This window comes from Streptococcus cristatus, assembly GCF_003944225.1.
GTDB lineage: Bacteria > Bacillota > Bacilli > Lactobacillales > Streptococcaceae > Streptococcus > Streptococcus cristatus_K.
The window spans coordinates 145573-165648 of the sequence record NZ_RJPN01000003.1 but is presented as its reverse complement, the minus strand read 5'-3'; the positions used below and the strand labels follow the sequence as shown (position 1 = coordinate 165648).

19 protein-coding genes are annotated in these 20076 nt (G+C 43.4%); all 19 read left to right on the top strand.

Annotation, left to right across the window (positions count from 1 at the left end; genetic code table 11):
• Positions 1–34 precede the first annotated feature (34 nt).
• The 19 genes from D8797_RS05260 to pstB all read left to right on the top strand — a co-directional run bounded on the left by D8797_RS05260 (position 35) and on the right by pstB (position 20071).
• A complete protein-coding gene (locus D8797_RS05260; RefSeq protein ID WP_125379542.1) occupies positions 35–2197 on the top strand; it encodes an alpha-galactosidase in 2163 nt (720 codons plus the stop codon).
• Positions 2198–2209: 12 nt separating this feature from the next.
• Positions 2210–3469, top strand: a complete 1260-nt coding sequence (locus D8797_RS05255) for an extracellular solute-binding protein (RefSeq protein WP_125379541.1) — start codon at positions 2210–2212, stop codon at positions 3467–3469.
• Positions 3470–3482: 13 nt separating this feature from the next.
• Positions 3483–4349 (top strand): carbohydrate ABC transporter permease, encoded by an 867-nt coding sequence (locus D8797_RS05250; protein WP_125379540.1) that lies wholly within the window; start codon positions 3483–3485, stop codon positions 4347–4349.
• 13 nt (positions 4350–4362) lie between these two features.
• Positions 4363–5196, top strand: a complete 834-nt coding sequence (locus D8797_RS05245; protein ID WP_002915387.1) for a carbohydrate ABC transporter permease — start codon at positions 4363–4365, stop codon at positions 5194–5196.
• A gap of 175 nt (positions 5197–5371) precedes the next feature.
• Complete coding sequence (gtfA, locus tag D8797_RS05240) at positions 5372–6817, top strand: sucrose phosphorylase (protein ID WP_125379539.1); 1446 nt, start codon at positions 5372–5374, stop codon at positions 6815–6817.
• 21 nt (positions 6818–6838) lie between these two features.
• The gene (locus D8797_RS05235) at positions 6839–7975 is read left to right on the top strand and encodes an ABC transporter ATP-binding protein (protein WP_125379538.1); all 1137 of its coding nucleotides are present in this window, start codon (positions 6839–6841) and stop codon (positions 7973–7975) included.
• A gap of 174 nt (positions 7976–8149) precedes the next feature.
• Positions 8150–9328: a galactokinase gene (locus D8797_RS05230; RefSeq protein WP_125379537.1), complete on the top strand. Its 1179-nt coding sequence runs from the start codon at positions 8150–8152 to the stop codon at positions 9326–9328.
• Positions 9329–9339: 11 nt separating this feature from the next.
• Complete coding sequence (locus D8797_RS05225; RefSeq protein WP_125379536.1) at positions 9340–9999, top strand: HAD family hydrolase; 660 nt, start codon at positions 9340–9342, stop codon at positions 9997–9999.
• Positions 9996–11477: a UDP-glucose--hexose-1-phosphate uridylyltransferase gene (gene galT, locus D8797_RS05220; RefSeq protein WP_125379535.1), complete on the top strand. Its 1482-nt coding sequence runs from the start codon at positions 9996–9998 to the stop codon at positions 11475–11477. The genes D8797_RS05225 and galT overlap by 4 nt, the downstream gene beginning before the upstream one ends.
• Before the next feature lie 76 nt (positions 11478–11553).
• Complete coding sequence (galE, locus tag D8797_RS05215; RefSeq protein ID WP_125379534.1) at positions 11554–12555, top strand: UDP-glucose 4-epimerase GalE; 1002 nt, start codon at positions 11554–11556, stop codon at positions 12553–12555.
• A gap of 133 nt (positions 12556–12688) precedes the next feature.
• On the top strand, positions 12689–13612 hold the full coding sequence (locus D8797_RS05210; protein WP_312023861.1) for a bifunctional riboflavin kinase/FAD synthetase: 924 nt from the start codon (positions 12689–12691) through the stop codon (positions 13610–13612).
• Between the two features lie 119 nt (positions 13613–13731).
• Positions 13732–14130, top strand: coding sequence for a Spx/MgsR family RNA polymerase-binding regulatory protein (locus tag D8797_RS05205; RefSeq protein WP_005590248.1), 399 nt, complete (start codon positions 13732–13734; stop codon positions 14128–14130).
• A gap of 3 nt (positions 14131–14133) precedes the next feature.
• Positions 14134–14412 (top strand): UPF0223 family protein, encoded by a 279-nt coding sequence (locus D8797_RS05200; protein ID WP_125379532.1) that lies wholly within the window; start codon positions 14134–14136, stop codon positions 14410–14412.
• Positions 14402–15172 (top strand): inositol monophosphatase family protein, encoded by a 771-nt coding sequence (locus tag D8797_RS05195; protein WP_125379531.1) that lies wholly within the window; start codon positions 14402–14404, stop codon positions 15170–15172. Before D8797_RS05200 ends, D8797_RS05195 begins: the two co-directional genes overlap by 11 nt.
• A gap of 1 nt (position 15173) precedes the next feature.
• A complete protein-coding gene (locus D8797_RS05190) occupies positions 15174–16487 on the top strand; it encodes an RsmF rRNA methyltransferase first C-terminal domain-containing protein (RefSeq protein WP_125379530.1) in 1314 nt (437 codons plus the stop codon).
• Positions 16488–16584: 97 nt separating this feature from the next.
• The gene (locus tag D8797_RS05185; RefSeq protein ID WP_125379529.1) at positions 16585–17469 is read left to right on the top strand and encodes a phosphate ABC transporter substrate-binding protein PstS family protein; all 885 of its coding nucleotides are present in this window, start codon (positions 16585–16587) and stop codon (positions 17467–17469) included.
• The gene (gene pstC / locus D8797_RS05180) at positions 17466–18383 is read left to right on the top strand and encodes a phosphate ABC transporter permease subunit PstC (RefSeq protein ID WP_125379528.1); all 918 of its coding nucleotides are present in this window, start codon (positions 17466–17468) and stop codon (positions 18381–18383) included. The genes D8797_RS05185 and pstC overlap by 4 nt, the downstream gene beginning before the upstream one ends.
• Positions 18373–19257 carry a phosphate ABC transporter permease PstA gene (gene pstA / locus D8797_RS05175; RefSeq protein WP_037615389.1) on the top strand — a complete coding sequence of 295 codons (885 nt, stop codon included), beginning with the start codon at positions 18373–18375 and terminating at the stop codon, positions 19255–19257. Before pstC ends, pstA begins: the two co-directional genes overlap by 11 nt.
• Positions 19258–19267: 10 nt before the next feature.
• The gene (gene pstB / locus D8797_RS05170; protein WP_125379527.1) at positions 19268–20071 is read left to right on the top strand and encodes a phosphate ABC transporter ATP-binding protein PstB; all 804 of its coding nucleotides are present in this window, start codon (positions 19268–19270) and stop codon (positions 20069–20071) included.
• The last annotated feature ends 5 nt before the right edge of the window (positions 20072–20076 follow it).

The following is a 20076-nucleotide window of genomic DNA, read 5'->3' as shown; positions in this document are numbered from 1 at the left end:
AAGGTAAAATATTAGTAAATATGGAGGTTCAAAAATGACAATCAAAATAGACAAACATCTATTCTACATCAATACAAAAAATTCCAGTCTTATCATTGAGGAAAGGGATGGCTACCTTTTGCTTAAACACTTAGGCAGAAAAATCGAATCCTATCATTTTTCCAATACAGTATTTGAGCGAGATCATGCATTTTCTGGTAATCCGAGGTTGAATGATCGGAGTTTTAGCTTAGATACCCAGCGGCAGGTTTTGGGTCAGCATGGTTTAGGAGACTTTCGGCAACCTTCTCTGCAAGTCCAACATGCTAATAATGAAGTAACAGATTTTCGGTTTGTTGAGAGTCAGCTGATTAAGGGAGGTTTGGAAGTTCCAGGACTGCCTAGCCCTCACAGTACAGAAGATGCAGAAACACTGGCTTTTATTTTAGAGGATGCAGTAGCTCACTTACGCCTCACTCTCTATTACACAGCTTTTGAAGATAGCAATACCATTGCAACCTTTACTAAGCTGGAAAATATCGGTAGAGAGACAGCAATCATACATAAGAACTTGAGCTTAATGGCAGATTTGCCGGCAGGGACTTATGATGTAATTAGTTTACAGGGAGCTTATGCTAGGGAGAAAACAGTTCGTCGTCACAAGTTAGAACAAGGAATTTTCAAAATAGCTTCCAACCGAGGAGCTTCTGGTCACGCGCAGACTCCGAGCCTTATCCTTTGTGATAGTGAAACGACGGAAGAGGCTGGTCAAGTTTGGGCAATTCAGCTCCTTTATAGCGGAAACTTTGAAGCTTGGATTCAGCAAAATCAGTTGAATGAAGTTCGGCTAGGTATTGGTATCAATGAAGATAACTTTGCTTGGAAACTGGAAGCGGGGCAGACTTTCTATAGTCCTGTTGCTCTGTTGAATTATTCGGCTCAGGGTTTGACTGGTCTTAGTCATGAGAGCCAAGCTTTTGTTCAAGAGCATATCATTCCTAAAGCATTTGCGAAGCGAGAGCGGCCAATTTTAATCAATAACTGGGAAGCAACTTACTTTGATTTCAAAAAAGAGAAGTTGCTAGAGTTAGCAGATGAGGCGCAGAAAGTTGGTATTGAGCTCTTTGTTCTCGATGATGGCTGGTTTGGCAACCGTTTTGATGACAATCGGGCTCTGGGTGACTGGTTTGTCAATGAAGATAAGCTAGGCGGCAGTTTGACGGAGCTCATATCAGAAGTTCATAGCAGAGGATTGCAATTTGGTTTATGGGTTGAGCCAGAAATGATTTCCGTAGACAGTCAGCTTTATCGGGCACATCCAGACTGGGCTGTTCAAGTGCCTGATCGGGATCATACGTACTCTCGCAATCAACTCGTATTGGATTATGCTAATCCAGATGTGGTAGCCTATATCAAAGAAACACTGGATCAGCTGTTGAGTCAGCACGATATTGACTACATAAAATGGGATATGAATCGTAATATTACCAATCTTGGGAATGGCACTAACTATCTGGAGACCAAAATGCAGTCGCATAAGTATATCTTGGGGCTTTATGAAATTGTAAAATTTTTGACAGAGAAATATGAGAACATTTTATTTGAGTCCTGCTCAGGTGGTGGTGGACGAAATGATCTTGGTATGATGCGGTATTTTCCTCAAGTTTGGGCTAGTGACAATACCGATGCCATAGCTCGTTTGCCAATCCAATATGGGTCTTCTTATCTTTATCCGACTATTTCAATGGGTGCCCATGTGTCGGCAGTGCCTAATCATCAGATGGGACGGATTACTCCACTAGCAACACGTGGTCATGTTGCTATGATGGGAAATCTGGGGTATGAGCTTGATTTGACTAGTCTATCAGATGAAGAGAAAGCTGCGATTGCTGACCAGGTGAAGTTGTATAAAGAATTACGGCCAGTGGTCCAGTTAGGGCGTCAGTATAGGCTAATCAATCCAGATGTTGGCTCCAATGAAGCAGCAGTTCAATTTAACTATGGAAATCAAACGATTGTAACCTATGTCCGAGTCTTATCAGTTGTGGAAACGATGGAAACAACCTTGAAACTAAAAGACTTAGAGGAAGAAGGACTTTATGAGCTGCAGGAAAATGGCGCAGTTTACTCAGGTGCAGAACTCATGTATGCTGGTATCACTATGAATCTTCCGCAAGGAGATTATCTTAGCAGACAGTTGCATTTTATTAAAAAATAAGGAGGCTAGACCATGAAATGGTATAAAAAGATGAGCTTAGCTGCTATTACAGGACTGTCCCTTTTGGGGCTGTCAGCTTGCAGCAGCCAAGGGGAATCGGCAGATGGTAAGGTAACGATTGAGTATTTCAATCAGAAGGGTGAAATGGTTGATACCCTTCGTGAGATTGCCAAAGACTTTGAAAAAGAAAATCCGAATGTGCATGTGAAAGTGGTGAATGTCCCTAACGCTGGGGAAGTACTCAAAACTCGCGTTCTGGCTGGAGATGTTCCTGATGTTGTCAATATCTATCCCCAGTCTATTGAATTGCAAGAATGGGCTAAGGCTGGGTACTTTGAAGATTTATCTGACAAAGACTATATTAAGCGAGTTAAGAATCATTACGCAGATAAATATGCGATAGATGGAAAGATTTACAATATCCCTTATACTGCTAATGCTTATGGTATCTATTACAACAAGGATAAATTTAAAGAACTGGGATTGAAAGTTCCAGAGACTTGGGAGGAATTTGAGGAATTAGTTGATACGATTATAGCAAAAGGGGAGACGCCTTTTGCCATTGCAGGAGCAGATACTTGGACCTTGAATGGTTATCATCAGTTGGCTCTTGCCACTTCTACAGGTGGCGGTAAGGAAGCGAATGATTACCTACGTTTTTCCAAGCCAAATGCCATCAAGTCTTCAGATTCAGTGCTTAAAGATGATTTCAGGTTGTTAGATTTATTCCGCAAAAAAGGTGCCATGCAGACCAACTGGCAGGGAGCAGGCTATACTGATGTTGTCGGTGCCTTTGCTAGAGGCGATGCCCTGATGACTCCAAATGGCTCTTGGGCTATCACAGCAATCAATGCGCAAGATCCTAAGTTTAATGTTGGAACGTTCCCTTTCCCTGGAAAGCAAAAAGGACAAAGCTTGACCATTGGAGCAGGAGACCTAGCTTGGTCTATCTCTTCAAGTAGTAAGCACAAGAAAGAAGCCAATGCTTTTGTTGAATATATGTCACGTCCAGAAGTTATGCAGAAATATTATGATGTGGACGGCTCGCCAACAGCTATTGAAGGTGTCAAGGAAGCTGGGTCAGATGCACCGCTAGCCGGTCTTGCTGAACTAGCATTTACAGACCGACACCTCGTTTGGCTAGCTCAAGACTGGACCAGTGAAAGTGATTTTTATACCTTGACTGGGAATTATATTACAACTGGAAACAAAGAGGATATGGCGAAAGCACTAAATGCCTTCTTCAATCCGATGAAAGCAGACGTAGAGTAGGAGTAGATCTACTATGAAAAAATTGATTGAGAAATATTGGGGCTGGCTCTTTGTCCTTGTTCCCCTTGTACTACAGGCTGTATTCTTCTATGTGCCCATGTTTCAAGGTGCCTTCTACAGCCTGACAAACTGGACTGGTTTGACCTATAATTATAAGTTTGTCGGACTTAATAACTTTATGCTTCTCATGAACGATCCTAAGTTTATGAACGCGATAGGCTTTACATTGATCATTACTATTTGTATGGTGGTTGGTGAGATTATGCTGGGAATCTGGATAGCACGAGCTCTCAACTCGAAGATAAAGGGGAAAACTTTCTTCCGAGCTTGGTTTTTCTTCCCTGCTGTTCTATCTGGATTGACCGTGGCTCTTATCTTTAAGCAACTTTTCAACTACGGATTGCCAGCTATAGGGAATGTCTTAGGAATTGAATTTCTTAAAACCAGCCTTCTAGGAACGAATGGCGGTGCAATCTTTGCAGCAATCTTCGTCTTGCTTTGGCAAGGGGTAGCTATGCCTATTATCATCTTCTTAGCTGGTCTTCAGTCTATCCCGACTGAGATTACTGAAGCAGCTCGAATTGATGGAGCTAGCAGCAAACAAATTTTTTGGAAGGTGGAACTTCCTTATCTCCTACCAAGTGTTTCCATGGTCTTTATCTTGGCTCTAAAAGGCGGTTTGACAGCATTTGACCAAGTCTTTGCCATGACAGGCGGCGGTCCGAATAATGCGACCACCTCTCTAGGACTTCTGGTATACAACTATGCTTTTAAGAGCAATCAATTTGGTTATGCCAATGCCATTGCTGTTATCTTGTTTTTCTTGATTGCGGTTATTTCTATTATCCAGTTGAGAGTATCTAAGAAATTTGAAATCTAAGAGGAGAAGCCCGATGAAAAATGCAGAAAGAAAAGCTAATTTTAGTAAATATATTTTGCTAACACTGGGATCTATTATCATTTTAATTCCACTCTTAGCAACGATATTCAGTTCCTTTAAGTCTACCAAAGACATCGTTAATAATTTTTTCGGATTTCCGACTCAACCGACTTTGGAAAATTTCCAACGCCTTTTGGCTGATGGTATCGGAGGCTACTATTGGAATTCAATTGTAATCACGGTTCTATCTTTAGCTGTTGTCATGATTTTTATTCCCATGGCTGCTTACTCTATCGCTCGTAATATGTCTAAGAAAAAAGCTTTTGGTATTATGTATACGCTTTTGATTTTGGGGATTTTCGTTCCTTTTCAAGTTATCATGATTCCTATTACAGTTATGATGAGTAAGCTAGGACTAGCCAACACTTGGGGATTAATTATCCTCTATCTGGCTTACGCTGTTCCACAGACTCTCTTTCTCTATGTAGGTTACATTAAGATTTCCATTCCAGACAGTCTGGATGAGGCAGCAGAAATTGACGGTGCTGGAAAGTTTACAACTTATTTCAAGATTATCTTTCCTATGATGAAACCCATGCATGCGACAACCATGATTATCAATGCTCTCTGGTTCTGGAATGATTTCATGCTTCCTCTCTTGGTACTCAATAAAGACTCCAAGATGTGGACTCTGCCACTCTTCCAATATAACTACACAGGTCAATACTTTAATGATTATGGACCGAGCTTTGCTTCTTATGTTGTTGGGATTATCACCATTACTATTGTCTATCTCATCTTCCAGCGCAACATTATTGCTGGAATGAGCAATGGGGCAGTGAAGTAAGCTCAAGATACAAAGACTGTAAAAAGCTCACAGTGCATACAAAGGCAACCACATCCGTAAACTACTGAATTTGTAACGCCTGTGGAAGATTCATCTTTTTCGTACAGAGCTTAGGGCGTGTTCTATTCAGCGCACGGGAAAGAGTATATAAGACAAGATTTTAGAGGAGAAAACTATGGCTATTCAAAATAAGACCATGCTGATTACTTACTCAGACAGCCTGGGGGAGAATTTAAAAGATTTATATGACAATTTAGAAAAGCATTTTGGCGATGCGGTTGGAGGAGTGCATTTGCTTCCTTTCTTCCCATCAACTGGTGACCGGGGATTCGCCCCAGTAGACTATGAAGAGGTTGATCCAGCCTTTGGTGACTGGGAGGATGTAGAAAAGCTGGGCGAGAAATATTATCTCATGTTTGACTTTATGATCAACCACATCTCACGCCAGTCCAAGTATTATAAGGATTTTCAGGAAAAGAAGGATCAGAGTGAGTATCGTGACCTCTTTCTCAGCTGGGATAAGTTTTGGCCAGAAAATCGTCCGACGCAATCTGATGTTGATTTGATTTATAAGCGTAAGGATCGGGCGCCTAAGCAGGAAATTGTCTTTGCAGATGGAAGCACTGAGTATTTGTGGAACACCTTTGGTGAAGAGCAGATTGATCTAGATGTTCGCAGTCAGGTAACTAATGATTTTATCAAGAAAACATTGCGTCAACTGTCAGAGCATGGCTGTGATCTGATTCGTTTAGATGCATTTGCCTATGCAGTCAAAAAGTTAGATACCAATGATTTCTTTGTTGAGCCAGAAATCTGGGATCTCTTAGAAAAAGTCCAGCAGCAAGCGGCTGATTTTGGGACGGATATTTTACCAGAAATTCATGAGCATTATTCTATACAGTTCAAGATTGCAGAGCATGGCTACTTTGTCTATGATTTTGCGCTACCGATGGTAACTCTTTATTCTCTATACAGTGGTAAAGCAGAGCGTCTAGTCAAGTGGCTTGAAATGAGTCCTATGAAGCAATTCACAACACTGGACACTCACGATGGTATTGGGGTTGTTGATGTTAAGGATATTCTGACTGATGAAGAAATTGACTTTGCGACCAATGAACTATATAAGGTCGGGGCCAATGTCAAGCGTAAGTATTCCTCAGCTGAGTACAATAATCTGGACATTTACCAGATTAACTCGACTTACTACTCAGCCCTGGGCGATGACGACAAGAAGTACTTCATTAGTCGTCTGATTCAGGCTTTTGCTCCAGGGATTCCACAGGTCTATTATGTTGGTTTCTTAGCTGGGAAAAATGACCTTGAACTGCTAGAAAACACTAAGGAAGGCCGCAATATCAACCGTCATTATTACAGTAATGAGGAGATTGCTGAAGAAGTCAAGCGTCCAGTTGTGCAAGCCTTGCTCAAGCTTTTCAGTTACCGAAACCAGTCTGCTGCCTTTGACCTAGATGGCACTATTGAAGTCAATCTATTGGATGAAAATAGCCTCCGGATTGTCCGTAGCAATGCAGATAAGTCAGTCACTGCTCAAGTAGTTATCAACCTCAAAGAATTGACATATAGCGCGAGTGAAAATTGCCAAGCTATCACTTTTGAATAGAGATAAGAAAAGAGAAGAAGAATGGTAGAATTAAATCTGAAAAATATCTATAAAAAATATCCCAACAGCGACCACTATTCGGTGGAAGACTTCAATCTAGATATCAAGGACAAGGAATTTATCGTCTTTGTTGGTCCGTCTGGTTGTGGAAAATCAACTACGCTGCGTATGATTGCGGGTCTTGAAGACATCACAGAAGGAACTGCCTCTATTGACTGTACGGTGGTCAATGATGTGGCACCAAAAGACCGTGACATCGCTATGGTCTTCCAGAACTATGCCCTTTATCCGCACATGACTGTCTACGACAATATGGCTTTTGGCCTCAAGCTGCGCAAGTACAGCAAGGAAGATATTGAAAAACGGGTCAATGAAGCAGCAGAAATCCTAGGCTTGAAGGAATTCTTGCAACGTAAGCCAGCTGATTTGTCTGGTGGTCAGCGTCAGCGGGTAGCAATGGGACGCGCTATTGTTCGGGATGCAAAGGTTTTCCTTATGGATGAGCCTTTGTCTAACTTGGATGCGAAGCTGCGTGTTTCTATGCGGGCGGAGATTGCCAAGATTCACCGCCGTATCGGTGCAACAACTATCTATGTTACCCACGACCAGACTGAAGCTATGACTCTGGCTGACCGGATTGTTATCATGTCAGCGACCAAGAATCCTGCTGGAACTGGAACGATTGGACGGGTGGAGCAGATTGGTACGCCGCAGGAAGTCTACAAACATCCGGCAAATAAGTTTGTTGCTGGCTTCATTGGTAGCCCAGCTATGAACTTCTTCGAAGTAACTGTAGAAGGCGATCGCCTGGTCGGACTGAACGGTGACTTTAGCCTCAAAGTACCAGAAGGCAGCCTTAAGGGGCTCAAAGAAAAAGGCTATCAAGGCAAGAAAGTTATTCTGGGTATTCGTCCGGAAGATATCAACATGGAACCAGCCTTTCTGGAAACCTTCCCTGAGTCGGTTCTAACTGCGAAGATTTCTGTTTCTGAGTTGCTTGGAGCGGAGTCTCACCTCTACTGTGCGGTTGGTGGCAGTGAGTTTGTTGCCAAAGTTGATGCACGTGATCATATGAATACCGGAAGCAGTATTAAACTTGGCTTCGATCTAAATAAGGCGCATTACTTTGATGTTGAGACTGAAGACAATATTTTCTAATCTATTGCTCCTTATAAAATACTCCAGACAGATTACTGTTTGGATTTTTAAAAAAATCTATCTATAAAATTAGTAAAATTTTACTAAATTTATTGAAGTTTCACTCGGAAACAGTTATAATGAAATTAAGAAAACGATTACAATATCGATCATCATTTTAAAGGAGTTTAGTTTATGTCAAACGTACTTTCAGTAGAGCAAATCCGCGCAGATTTTGCCAAGGTTTTTGGAGTAGAAGCGGACCACACTTTCTTTTCACCCGGTCGGATCAATCTGATTGGTGAGCATACGGACTATAACGGTGGCCATGTCTTTCCTGCAGCCATTTCTCTTGGAACTTATGGAGCGGCTCGCAAGCGGGACGACCAGCTCTTGCGATTCTTCTCAGGGAATTTTGAAGAAAAAGGGATTATTGAAGTGCCGCTGGAAAACCTGCACTTTGAGCCTGAGCATAACTGGACCAACTATCCAAAAGGAGTTCTGCATTTTCTGCAGGAGGCTGGCCATAAGATTGACCGAGGCATGGATGTCTATGTTTATGGAAATATTCCAAATGGTTCTGGCTTATCATCTTCTGCATCGCTAGAGCTTTTGACGGGTGTCATTGCTGAGAAACTCTTTGATTTGCAGTTGGAACGTCTGGATCTAGTGAAAATTGGTAAATTAACTGAGAATGAATTTATCGGGGTTAATTCTGGTATTATGGACCAGTTTGCTATCGGAATGGGCGCTGACCAGCGGGCTATTTACCTAGACACCAATACATTGGAGTATGACTTGGTGCCGCTTGATCTCAAGGATAATGTTGTAGTGATTATGAATACCAACAAGCGGCGTGAGTTGGCGGACTCTAAGTACAATGAGCGTCGGGCGGAGTGCGAAAAAGCTGTTGAAGAACTGAACCGCAAGCTATCTATCGCAACCTTGGGTGAGTTGGACGAGTGGTCCTTTGACGAGTATAGCTATCTGATAGAGGACGAAAATCGCCTCAAACGGGCTCGCCATGCTGTTTTGGAAAATCAGCGCACTTTGCAAGCGCGGGCAGCTTTGCAGGCAGGCGATCTTGACAAGTTCGGCCGTCTCATGAATGCTTCCCACGTTTCGTTGGAGCATGACTATGAAGTGACTGGTCTAGAGCTGGACACCTTGGTTCACACGGCCTGGGAGCAAAAAGGTGTTCTGGGAGCCCGTATGACCGGAGCAGGCTTTGGTGGCTGTGCCATTGCTTTGGTGCGAAAAGATGCTGTTGAGGCCTTTAAGGAAGCTGTAGGCAAGCACTACGAGGAAGTCGTTGGATATGCTCCAAGCTTCTATATCGCTGAAGTTGCAGGTGGCAGTCGAGTTTTAGACTAGGAGAGAAGTAAATGGACGCTGTAATATTTGATTTAGATGGCTTATTAGCTGATACTGAGATCATTTCTCTAAAAGTTTATCAAGAATTGCTTGAAGATTTTGGAATTCCTTTCACAGAAGAAACATATTCTAGAGAATACAGTGGACATAGGGAAGAGGAGAATGTTCAACGATTTTTGGATACCTATGATTTACCTTGGAACTTTGACCAAACCTTGGAAAAAGTTTATGAACTGGAAGCTCGAATATTAGCCAAAGGTGTAAATTTAAAAAAAGGTGCTAAAAATTTGCTTGCTTTTTTGCAAAGAGAAGGTATTCCAATCGCCTTAGCAACTTCAAGTATTGAATCTCGAGCGAGAATGATCTTGGATAGCAATGGTATACTGGCTCTATTTGATCATCTAGTTTTTGCAAAAGATGTAAAGCGAAGCAAACCTTACCCTGATATATTTTTAAAGGCCTGCAGTGATTTGAATGTTTTACCAGAGAATTGCTTAGTATTAGAGGATAGTGAAGCAGGGATTGAGGCAGCGTATAGGGCTGGGATACCAGTCATTTGTATTCCAGACTTAAAAATACCAGCGCAGTCTTTCTTAAATAAAACAGAACAAGTTTTTCAGGATTTAGACGCTGTCAGAGACTATTTAGAATGTAAGAAGGAGAATCAATGAGTCAGGGAGTTCTAGATGCATTTATCACAAAAGTCATTTCTGAAAGTTCATTTGAGGAAATGGATCGAATCTACCTGACCAATCGTGTTTTGGCACGAGTGGGAGATGGTGTTTTAGAAGTTGAGACTAAGTTGGATGACTTGATTGACCTCAAGGACCAGCTGGTTGAGGAGGCAGTTAGATTAGAGACGATTGAGGATAGTCAGACTGCGCGTGAAATCCTTGGTGCTGAGCTTATGAACTTCATCACACCAGCCCCTAGTCAGCTCAATCGGGACTTCTGGACAACTTATGGCTCCAATCCTGAGCAAGCTGTGGCTGATTTTTACCAGCTTAGTAAAAAGAACGACTACATCAAGGTCAAGGCCATTGCTAAAAACATTGCTTTCAAAGCGCCAACTGAATACGGAGATTTGGAAATCACCATCAATCTCTCTAAGCCAGAAAAGGATCCCAAGGAAATTGCGGCAGCTAAAAAGGCTAAGAACAGGCATTATCCAGCCTGCCAGCTCTGCATGGAAAATGAAGGTTACCAAGGCCGCTTGGACCACCCAGCCCGAGCCAACCATCGGATTATTCGATTTGATTTGGCTGGACAGGAGTGGGGCTTCCAGTATTCGCCCTATGCTTATTTTAATGAACACTGCATCTTTCTGCACAGCCAGCACCTTCCTATGGCCATTAGCCGGCTGACCTTTGAGCGCCTGCTGGACATCGTCGAGACCTTTCCAGGATATTTCGCTGGATCCAATGCCGACCTGCCGATTGTCGGCGGCTCCATCCTGACGCACGACCACTATCAGGGCGGACGTCATACCTTCCCTATGGAAATAGCAGAGCTGGATTGCAACTTTACTTTTAGCGGATTTGATGAGGTAGAGGCAGGCATTGTCAAGTGGCCCATGTCCGTCATTCGGCTGAGATCTGAGAAGAAGGAGTCTCTGATTGAGTTGGCTGACAAGATCTTGCAAGCTTGGCGGACTTATTCTGATCTAAGTGTGCAGGTGTTGGCAGAGTCTGAGGGTGAGCCTCACCATACCATCACACCGATTGCCCGCAGGAAAGATGGATCTTTTGAGCTAGACTTGGTTTTGCGGGATAATCAAACTTCCCCAGAACATCCAGACGGCATTTACCACCCTCATAGAGATGTTCAGCATATTAAGAAAGAAAATATCGGCCTGATTGAGGTGATGGGGCTGGCTATTCTGCCGCCTCGGCTCAAGGAAGAACTCAAGCAGGTGGAACTTTTCTTGCTGGGAGAAGACTGTCAGGTCGCGGCCTATCATCAGGAGTGGGCCAATCAACTCAAAGACCAGAATCCATATGTCACCGCTGAGACGGTGGAAGGAATAGTGCAGGCTTCAGTCGGACAAATTTTCAGCCGTGTGCTGGAAGACGCGGGAGTTTACAAGCGAACAAAGGAAGGGCAAGAAGCTTTCATGCGCTTTGTACGATCTGTTGGTTTGGAAGAATAATTGCAGTGAGAGTTTTCATTTGTCCCTATTTTTGATAAAATAGTTAAATAAAAATCAAGACAAGAAAGAGAGAAACATGGCAATTTTAGTATTAGGTGGCGCTGGCTATATCGGCTCGCACATGGTAGACCGTTTGGTAGCAGCAGGCAAGGAAGAGGTAGTCGTCGTTGATAATTTGGTGACTGGTCATCGCGCAGCGGTTCATCCTCAAGCAGTCTTTTATGAGGGGGATTTGGCGGATAAGGACTTTATACGAGATGTCTTTGCCAAGCATCCATCCATCGATGCAGTCATTCACTTTGCTGCCTTTTCACTGGTCGCAGAGTCTATGGTTGATCCGCTCAAATATTTTGACAATAACACAGCCGGCATGGTTTCTCTTTTGGAGGTCATGCAGGAATGCGGCGTTAAAAACATTGTCTTTTCTTCGACAGCAGCGACTTATGGCATTCCTGAGGAAGTGCCGATACTGGAAACGACTCCGCAAAAGCCGATCAATCCTTATGGTGAGAGCAAGCTTATGATGGAGACCATTATGCGCTGGGCAGACCAGGCCTATGGCATCAAGTTTGTAGCTCTGCGTTATTTCAATGTGGCGGGTGCCAAGCCCGACGGCTCGATTGGTGAGGACCATGGACCAGAAACCCATCTCCTGCCCATTGTGCTCCAGGTGGCTCAGGGCAAACGTGAGAAGATTGCCGTTTTTGGAGACGATTATGATACTCCAGACGGAACCAATGTCCGCGATTATGTCCATCCTTTCGACTTGGCTGATGCCCATATTCTGGCTGTTGAACACCTGCGAGCTGGTCAACCTTCGGATGCCTTTAACCTTGGCTCTTCGACTGGTTTTTCCAACCTTCAGATTGTAGAAGCCGCTCGCAAGGTGACCGGCCATCCTATTCCTTTGGAAATAGCAGAGCGGCGCCCAGGGGATCCGGATACGCTGATTGCTTCCTCTGAGAAAGCAAGAGAAGTTTTGGGCTGGCAGCCGAAATTTGACAATATCGAAACCATTATCGAAACTGCTTGGAAATGGCATTCCAGTCATCCAAACGGCTATGATGATCGCCAGTAACCAGTGTAGTTTCAAATATTTACAGAGACACTTTGTTAGAGATAGCAAGGTGTTTTCTTGGAGTGATAGAAGTTCTTTTCATGGGATTTAATTTGTTGTAAAAAAAGCGGATACATAGTAAAATAGAAAAATGATGAAAATAAGACGAATAAATAATGAATTAGAGATAAATCAGGAAGAAGATACAGTCTTGGTTCTGGGCTATTTTGACGGCCTGCATAAAGGGCATCAGACACTTTTTAAGGAAGCAAGGAAAATTGCAGCTGAGCAAGGACTGAAGATTGCCGTACTGACCTTTCCTGAGTCACCAAAATTAGCTTTTGTCCGCTATCAGCCAGAGTTGATGTTGCATTTGAATCATCCAGAGGAACGAGCTGCTCACTTAGAAAATTTGGGTGTGGACTACCTTTATTTGATTGACTTTACTAGCCATTTTTCTAAAAATACAGCCCAAGAATTTTTTGATAAGTACGTTGCTGCGCTGAAAGCAAAGGCAGTTGTGGCAGGTTTTGATTACCATTTTGGATCTGACAAGAGAAGGGCAGAGGAGCTTGCAGACTATTTCGATGGTCGGATTGTCATTGTCTCATCAGTCAATCAAGATGAGGAAAAAATCTCTTCTACTCGGATTAGAGAAACCATCCAAAATGGTGATGTTGCCAAGGCGCATCAGCTATTAGGCTATCCTCTCTCTACTCGTGGCATTGTGGTTCATGGCAATGCTAGGGGGCGTACCATTGGCTATCCAACAGCTAATCTAGCTCCTTTGGATCGCGTGATTTTGCCAGCAGATGGTGTCTATGTGGTGGATGTTGAGCACAATGGCAAGATTTATCGAGGCATGGCTAGCGTTGGCAAAAATGTGACCTTTGAAGGAGATGAACTTCGGTTTGAGGCCAATCTATTTGACTTTGCGGAGGAAATCTATGGCGATACGATTCGAATTATCTGGCTGGATAAGATTCGTGATATGGTCAAATTTGATGGTATTGAAGAACTGGTTGCTCAATTAAAGAGTGATGAAGAAGTGGCAAGAAATTGGGAACGTTCGGAATAATTGTCAGTTCTTGATATTTTTCATAGTATTTCAAGCCGATTCTCAAAAATATCTAGTCAAGAGAGATAAAATTTAGTATAATAGAGTTAGTTACTATATAAAAATAAGAAGAGAACAGCATGATTACATTATTTTTATCGCCTAGCTGCACTTCCTGTCGCAAGGCGCGTGCTTGGTTGATTGGTCATGAAGTTCCATTTACGGAGCATAATATCATGACGAGCCCTCTGTCTGCTCCAGAATTGCAACATATTCTTTCATTGACAGAAAATGGCACTGATGACATCATCTCAACCCGCTCAAAAATTTTTCAAAAACTAGATTTAGATGTAGAGGATTTATCGATTTCAACGCTCATTAAGCTGATTGAGGAAAATCCTAGTCTTTTGCGTCGCCCAATTATCCTCGATGGTAAACGAATGCAAATCGGCTTCAATGAAGACGAAATCCGTGCTTTCTTGCCTAGAGGTTATCGGAAAGAAGAACTAAGAGCCGCAACTATGCGTGCTGATATTTAAAATATGGAAAAAAATTATAGTTACCCACTAGACTTATCGTGGAGCACTGAAGAGCTTGCTTCAGTGCTTTCTTTTTTTAATGATGTAGAGCAAGCCTATGAACAGAAGATTCAAGCGGAGAAACTGCTCCAGTCTTATGCAGTCTTCAAGAAAGTTGTTCCCAGCAAGGGAGAAGAGAAGCGACTAGGCCGTGAGTTTGAGACGGTTAGTAGCTATTCTCTTTATCGCGCTGTTCAGGAGGCAAAAAGGAAAGGGAAAGGAATGATTTCTCTTGGAAAATAAATTTCATTTTGCGAAAGAAATAGTTTATCAGGCAGGTGCTTTTTTAAGAAACCATCTCTATGATGACTTGGATGTCGTACAAAAGAGCAGCCCGACTGACTTGGTGACTCAAATGGACCGCTTCATCCAAGATGATTTGGTTGAGAAAATTTTAGCTCAGTATCCGAACGACGCGATTTTGGCTGAGGAAAATGACCTGCGACACGACATTGCGGATGGTAATGTCTGGGTGATTGATCCCATTGATGGTACCAATAATTTCATCACCCAGCGGGCTGATTTTGCTATTATGTTAGCTTATTTTGAAAATGGGCAGGGCAAGTTTGGATTGATTTACGATGTGACAAGAGACCAGCTTTTTCACGGAGGCGGGGCTTTTGATGTGTACTGCAATGACAGAAAGTTATCTGCTTTTATCGATAAGCCCTTGCAGCAATATTTGATCGCTTCAAATGCCTGTATGTTAGAGCATAATCACTGGGGACTGGCTGACTTATCTCGTGCTTGCTTAGGCGTGCGTGTCTATGGCAGCGCTGGGATTAGTTTTGGCAAGGCTCTGGCGGGTGGTTTGGCGGCCTATTTCTCTTATAATTGGCCTTGGGACTATGCAGCGGCCTATGTGATGGCTGACAAACTGGGCTTTGTCATTCAGACCCTAGATGGCAATCAGCCGAATTTTCAGACTCAGGAGCCGATTATGATTGCACCAAAGTGTAAGTTAGACGAATTACAAGAGTATTTACGAAAGGGAAAAGGCTAGAATGGACTTTCCAGTAGGTTTTAAGGAAAAGTATGAGGAGCTCTTGGGTCAGGAGGCAGAGGCTTTTTTTGCGATTTTTGATCAAGATCCGATTTCAGCCTTTCGCAGCAATCCTTTAAAAGAAAATCAGAAAAAATTTGCAGATGCGATTCCAAATACAGACTGGGGCCATTACGGAAAAGTGTCTGGGAAGTCGGCGGAACATGTCACGGGGCTGGTTTATTCTCAGGAGCCAGCTGCACAAATGGTTGCCCAAGTTGCAGCACCGCAAAAGGACATGAAAGTTTTGGACTTAGCGGCTGCACCAGGTGGAAAATCTACTCATTTACTCTCTTATCTAGGAAATACAGGCTTGCTGGTTTCTAACGAAATCAATGCCAAACGCAGTAAAATTTTGGTGGAAAACATTGAGCGTTTTGGAGCGCGAAATGTCCTTGTCACCAACGAATCTGCGGATCGATTGGCTAAGGTCTTTCAGGGCTATTTTGATCTCATTGTTCTGGATGCTCCTTGCTCTGGCGAAGGAATGTTTCGCAAGCAGCCAGATGCTACCCAGTATTGGAGTCCGGAATATCCGGCTCAGTGTGCGCGTCTGCAGCGAGAAATTCTGGAGGACGCTGTCAAGATGTTGGCGACAGGCGGGCAGTTAGTTTATTCAACTTGCACTTGGGCACCTGAAGAAAATGAAGAAATTGTCGCTTGGCTTTTGGAGAATTTTCCTTTGGAATTGCTGGAAATACCAAAAGTCAATGGCATGGTGGCAGGGATTGATTTCCCAGAAACAGCTCGTATGTATCCCCACCATTTTAAAGGTGAAGGGCAATTTGTAGCGAAATTTCGTTTTACAGGCAGTCAGTCTGCTAAAAAAATCAAGGCGACCAAAAATAAATTGACAGCAGAGCAGAGAAAACTCTGGCAAGATTTTCAGAAAAAGCATCTAAAAATTGAGCTAGAAGGACATTTAGATATTTTTGGGGACAATCTTTATCTGCTGCCAGCTGGACTGCCAGATATCTCAAAACTGAAAATTGCTCGCAATGGCCTGCATCTGGGTGAATTTAAGAAAAATCGTTTTGAACCGAGCTTTGCCTTAGGCCTAGCTTTGAGTCCTAGTGAAGTTGTCTCAGTCTTTGAGATTGATGAGGATGCCTTTAGCAAATATGTAGCTGGCGAAACGGTTCAACTCTCTCAAAACTATCCAAATGGTTGGTATCAAGTCCTTGCCCAGGGCAACGGTTTGGGTTTTGCAAAAATTACTGGAAATACCTTGAAAAATTATTTCCCAAAGGGGCTTCGCTTTCGTTCAAAAGACTAGGCAAAGCCCTCTTTCTATGTTATAGTGGATATAGTGGGATTTTCAGTTTCTTTCAAATAGACATTCCACTATCATTCACAAGATTTCGAGGAAAAAAATGGTAAAGAAAAAATATAAGCTGATTTTGTCAGCAGTTCTAGTGCTATTTGCAGTCAGCCTATCAGCCTGCTCCAGCTGGATTGACCGAGGGGAGTCCATGACTGCCGTTGGTTCGACAGCCCTTCAGCCACTCGTTGAAGCAGCAGCGGATGAGTTTGGTTCAGCCAATATTGGAAAAACGGTCAATGTTCAAGGGGGCGGATCTGGTACGGGCTTGTCTCAGGTTCAGTCTGGTGCGGTCGAAATTGGCAACTCAGATGTGTTTGCTGAGGAAAAAGAAGGGATTAATGCTTCAGCCCTTGTTGACCACAAGGTAGCAGTCGCTGGAATTGCCGTGATTGTCAATAAAGAAGTATCTGTCGATAATTTAACAGCGGAGCAATTGCAGAAGATTTTTACTGGTGAAGTGACCAACTGGAAGCAGCTGGGTGGGAAAAATCTAGAGATTTCCATCATCAATCGTGCGGCAAGTTCTGGTTCTCGAGCTACGTTTGACAGTGTCATCATGGCTGGTAAATCGGCCGTTCAAAGTCAGGAACAAGATTCAAATGGGATGGTTAAGTCCATTGTTTCTCAAACACCGGGAGCCATTTCTTATCTGGCCTTTGCTTATGTCGATAATTCTGTCAAGACTTTGAAGCTCAATGGCTACGAGCCAACGGCCAAAAATGTTGCGACCAACGATTGGCCACTCTGGTCTTATGAGCATATGTATACATTGGGCAAGCCGACTGGTCTGGCAGCAGAGTTTCTGGACTACATGCTGTCAGATGAGGTTCAGGATGGGATTGTCTCAGGAATGGGCTATATTTCCATCAAAGAAATGCAGGTCAGCAAGGATGCTGATGGAAATGTTACGAGCTTAAAAGGAGATAGCAAATGAGAAATGAAGAATTAGCAAAAAAATTACTATCCCCTTCGAAAAACTCTCGTCTGGAAAAATTTGGGAAATATATCACCTTTGCCTGCCTGTCTTTAATCGTCCTGATCGTAGCCATGATTTTAATCTTCGTAGCACAAAAAGGCTTATCGACCTTCTTCGTCAACGGAGTTAATGTATTTGAATTTTTATTTGGCTCCACTTGGAATCCGTCAGGTAAGGAATTCGGTGCCCTGCCAATGATCTTAGGTTCTTTTATTGTTACGATCCTGTCAGCACTGATAGCAACGCCATTTGCTATTGGAGCAGCAGTCTTTATGACTGAAGTGTCGCCTAAAGGAGCTAGGATTCTCCAGCCTGCAATCGAACTCTTGGTTGGGATTCCGTCTGTTGTGTACGGATTTATCGGCTTGCAGGTCGTTGTTCCCTTTGTTCGGACTGTTTTTGGCGGTACCGGATTTGGGATTCTGTCTGGTATTTTCGTACTTTTTGTCATGATTTTGCCGACAGTAACCTTTATGACGACGGACAGTCTGCGTGCTGTGCCACGTCACTACCGTGAGGCAAGTCTGGCTATGGGTGCAACGCGCTGGCAGACCATTTGGCGGGTAACGCTAAAGGCTGCTCGCTCTGGTATCTTTACAGCTGTGGTCTTTGGAATGGCACGTGCCTTCGGTGAAGCCTTGGCCATTCAAATGGTTGTCGGTAACTCTGCGGTGATTCCAACCTCTTTGACAACACCGGCAGCTACACTGACTTCCGTTTTGACCATGGGAATCGGAAATACCGTTATGGGAACAGTGGACAATAACGTTCTTTGGTCTCTGGCTCTGGTGCTCTTGATGATGAGCTTAGCCTTTAACAGTGTCATTAAACTGATTACAAAAGAAAGAGGTAAGAAAAACTATGCACGCTAAGAAATTAGATAAATTGGCGACTGGTATCCTCTACACGATAGCTGGTATCATTGTTGCTATCCTTGCCTCTCTGATTCTTTATATTCTGGTAAGAGGATTACCGCACATTTCTTGGTCTTTCCTGACTGGAAAATCTTCTTCCTATCAGGCTGGAGGTGGTATTGGGATTCAGCTATACAATTCCTTCTTCCTGTTGGTGATTACCCTGATTATCTCTGTTCCCCTTTCGATGGGAGCGGGTGTCTATCTAGCCGAGTACGCTAAAAAAGGTCCGGTGACTAATTTTGTTCGTACCTGTATTGAAATCCTGTCCTCGCTGCCATCCGTGGTAGTCGGACTCTTTGGTTATTTGATTTTCGTTGTCCAGTTTGAGTATGGCTTTTCTATCATCTCTGGTGCTTTGGCGCTGACCGTCTTCAATCTGCCTCAGATGACTCGCAATGTCGAAGACAGCTTACGTCACGTTCACCATACACAACGTGAAGCAGGATTGGCTCTCGGAATTTCCCGCTGGGAAACAGTGCTTCATGTGGTCATTCCAGAGGCTCTGCCAGGGATTGTGACAGGGATCGTCCTTGCTTCTGGTCGGATTTTTGGTGAAGCAGCTGCCTTGATCTATACTGCGGGGCAATCTGCGCCGGCTCTGGATTGGTCTAACTGGAACATTTTCAGCATTACCAGCCCGATTTCGATTTTCCGGCAGGCGGAGACTCTTGCTGTCCATATCTGGAAGGTCAATAGTGAAGGAACCATTCCTGATGGCACTGTGGTGTCAGCAGGATCAGCAGCGGTGCTTCTGATTTTTATCTTGATTTTCAACTTTGGAGCCCGCAAACTCGGTTCCTACTTGCACAAGAAATTAACCTCTGCATAAAGGAGAAGCAATGACAGAATATAATTGGAATGAAAAACATATCATTACTTTTCCTGAAGAAAAGGTAGCCCTTTCTACCAAGGATTTGCATGTTTACTACGGTAAAAAAGAATCCATCAAGGGCATTGATATGCAATTTGAAAAGAATAAAATCACAGCTCTGATTGGTCCGTCTGGCTCAGGGAAATCAACCTATCTTCGCAGTCTCAACCGTATGAATGATACGATTGATATTGCCAAGGTAACGGGGCAAATTCTTTACCAAGGAATAGATGTCAATCAGTCTGATATCAATGTTTACGAAATGCGTAAGCACATCGGCATGGTCTTTCAACGGCCCAATCCATTTGCCAAGTCTATTTATCGCAACATTACCTTTGCTCATGAACGGGCTGGTGTAAAAGATAAAAAGATTTTGGATGAGCTTGTTGAAACTTCGCTCAAGCAAGCCGCGCTTTGGGACCAAGTAAAGGATGATCTTCATAAATCAGCCTTGACCTTGTCAGGAGGTCAGCAGCAGCGGCTCTGTATTGCCCGAGCTATTTCAGTCAAGCCAGATATCTTGCTTATGGACGAGCCAGCTTCTGCGCTGGATCCGATTGCTACCATGCAGTTGGAAGAAACCATGTTTGAGCTCAAAAAGGACTACACGATCATCATCGTGACTCACAATATGCAGCAGGCTGCCCGGGCCAGTGACTACACCGGCTTCTTTTATCTGGGAGATTTGATTGAGTACGACAAGACCGCCAATATCTTCCAAAATGCCAAACTGCAGTCGACCAATGACTATGTTTCTGGTCATTTTGGTTAGAGGTG

Bases quoted from the DNA above. Each gene is read 5' to 3' on its own strand.
- D8797_RS05260 (WP_125379542.1), top strand. From the start codon at position 35: ATGACAATCAAAATAGACAAACATCTATTCTACATCAATACAAAAAAT.
- D8797_RS05255 (WP_125379541.1), top strand. From the start codon at position 2,210: ATGAAATGGTATAAAAAGATGAGCTTAGCTGCTATTACAGGACTGTCC.
- D8797_RS05250 (WP_125379540.1), top strand. From the start codon at position 3,483: ATGAAAAAATTGATTGAGAAATATTGGGGCTGGCTCTTTGTCCTTGTT.
- D8797_RS05245 (WP_002915387.1), top strand. From the start codon at position 4,363: ATGAAAAATGCAGAAAGAAAAGCTAATTTTAGTAAATATATTTTGCTA.
- gtfA (WP_125379539.1), top strand. From the start codon at position 5,372: ATGGCTATTCAAAATAAGACCATGCTGATTACTTACTCAGACAGCCTG.
- D8797_RS05235 (WP_125379538.1), top strand. From the start codon at position 6,839: ATGGTAGAATTAAATCTGAAAAATATCTATAAAAAATATCCCAACAGC.
- D8797_RS05230 (WP_125379537.1), top strand. From the start codon at position 8,150: ATGTCAAACGTACTTTCAGTAGAGCAAATCCGCGCAGATTTTGCCAAG.
- D8797_RS05225 (WP_125379536.1), top strand. From the start codon at position 9,340: ATGGACGCTGTAATATTTGATTTAGATGGCTTATTAGCTGATACTGAG.
- galT (WP_125379535.1), top strand. From the start codon at position 9,996: ATGAGTCAGGGAGTTCTAGATGCATTTATCACAAAAGTCATTTCTGAA.
- galE (WP_125379534.1), top strand. From the start codon at position 11,554: ATGGCAATTTTAGTATTAGGTGGCGCTGGCTATATCGGCTCGCACATG.
- D8797_RS05210 (WP_312023861.1), top strand. From the start codon at position 12,689: ATGAAAATAAGACGAATAAATAATGAATTAGAGATAAATCAGGAAGAA.
- D8797_RS05205 (WP_005590248.1), top strand. From the start codon at position 13,732: ATGATTACATTATTTTTATCGCCTAGCTGCACTTCCTGTCGCAAGGCG.
- D8797_RS05200 (WP_125379532.1), top strand. From the start codon at position 14,134: ATGGAAAAAAATTATAGTTACCCACTAGACTTATCGTGGAGCACTGAA.
- D8797_RS05190 (WP_125379530.1), top strand. From the start codon at position 15,174: ATGGACTTTCCAGTAGGTTTTAAGGAAAAGTATGAGGAGCTCTTGGGT.
- D8797_RS05185 (WP_125379529.1), top strand. From the start codon at position 16,585: ATGGTAAAGAAAAAATATAAGCTGATTTTGTCAGCAGTTCTAGTGCTA.
- pstC (WP_125379528.1), top strand. From the start codon at position 17,466: ATGAGAAATGAAGAATTAGCAAAAAAATTACTATCCCCTTCGAAAAAC.
- pstA (WP_037615389.1), top strand. From the start codon at position 18,373: ATGCACGCTAAGAAATTAGATAAATTGGCGACTGGTATCCTCTACACG.
- pstB (WP_125379527.1), top strand. From the start codon at position 19,268: ATGACAGAATATAATTGGAATGAAAAACATATCATTACTTTTCCTGAA.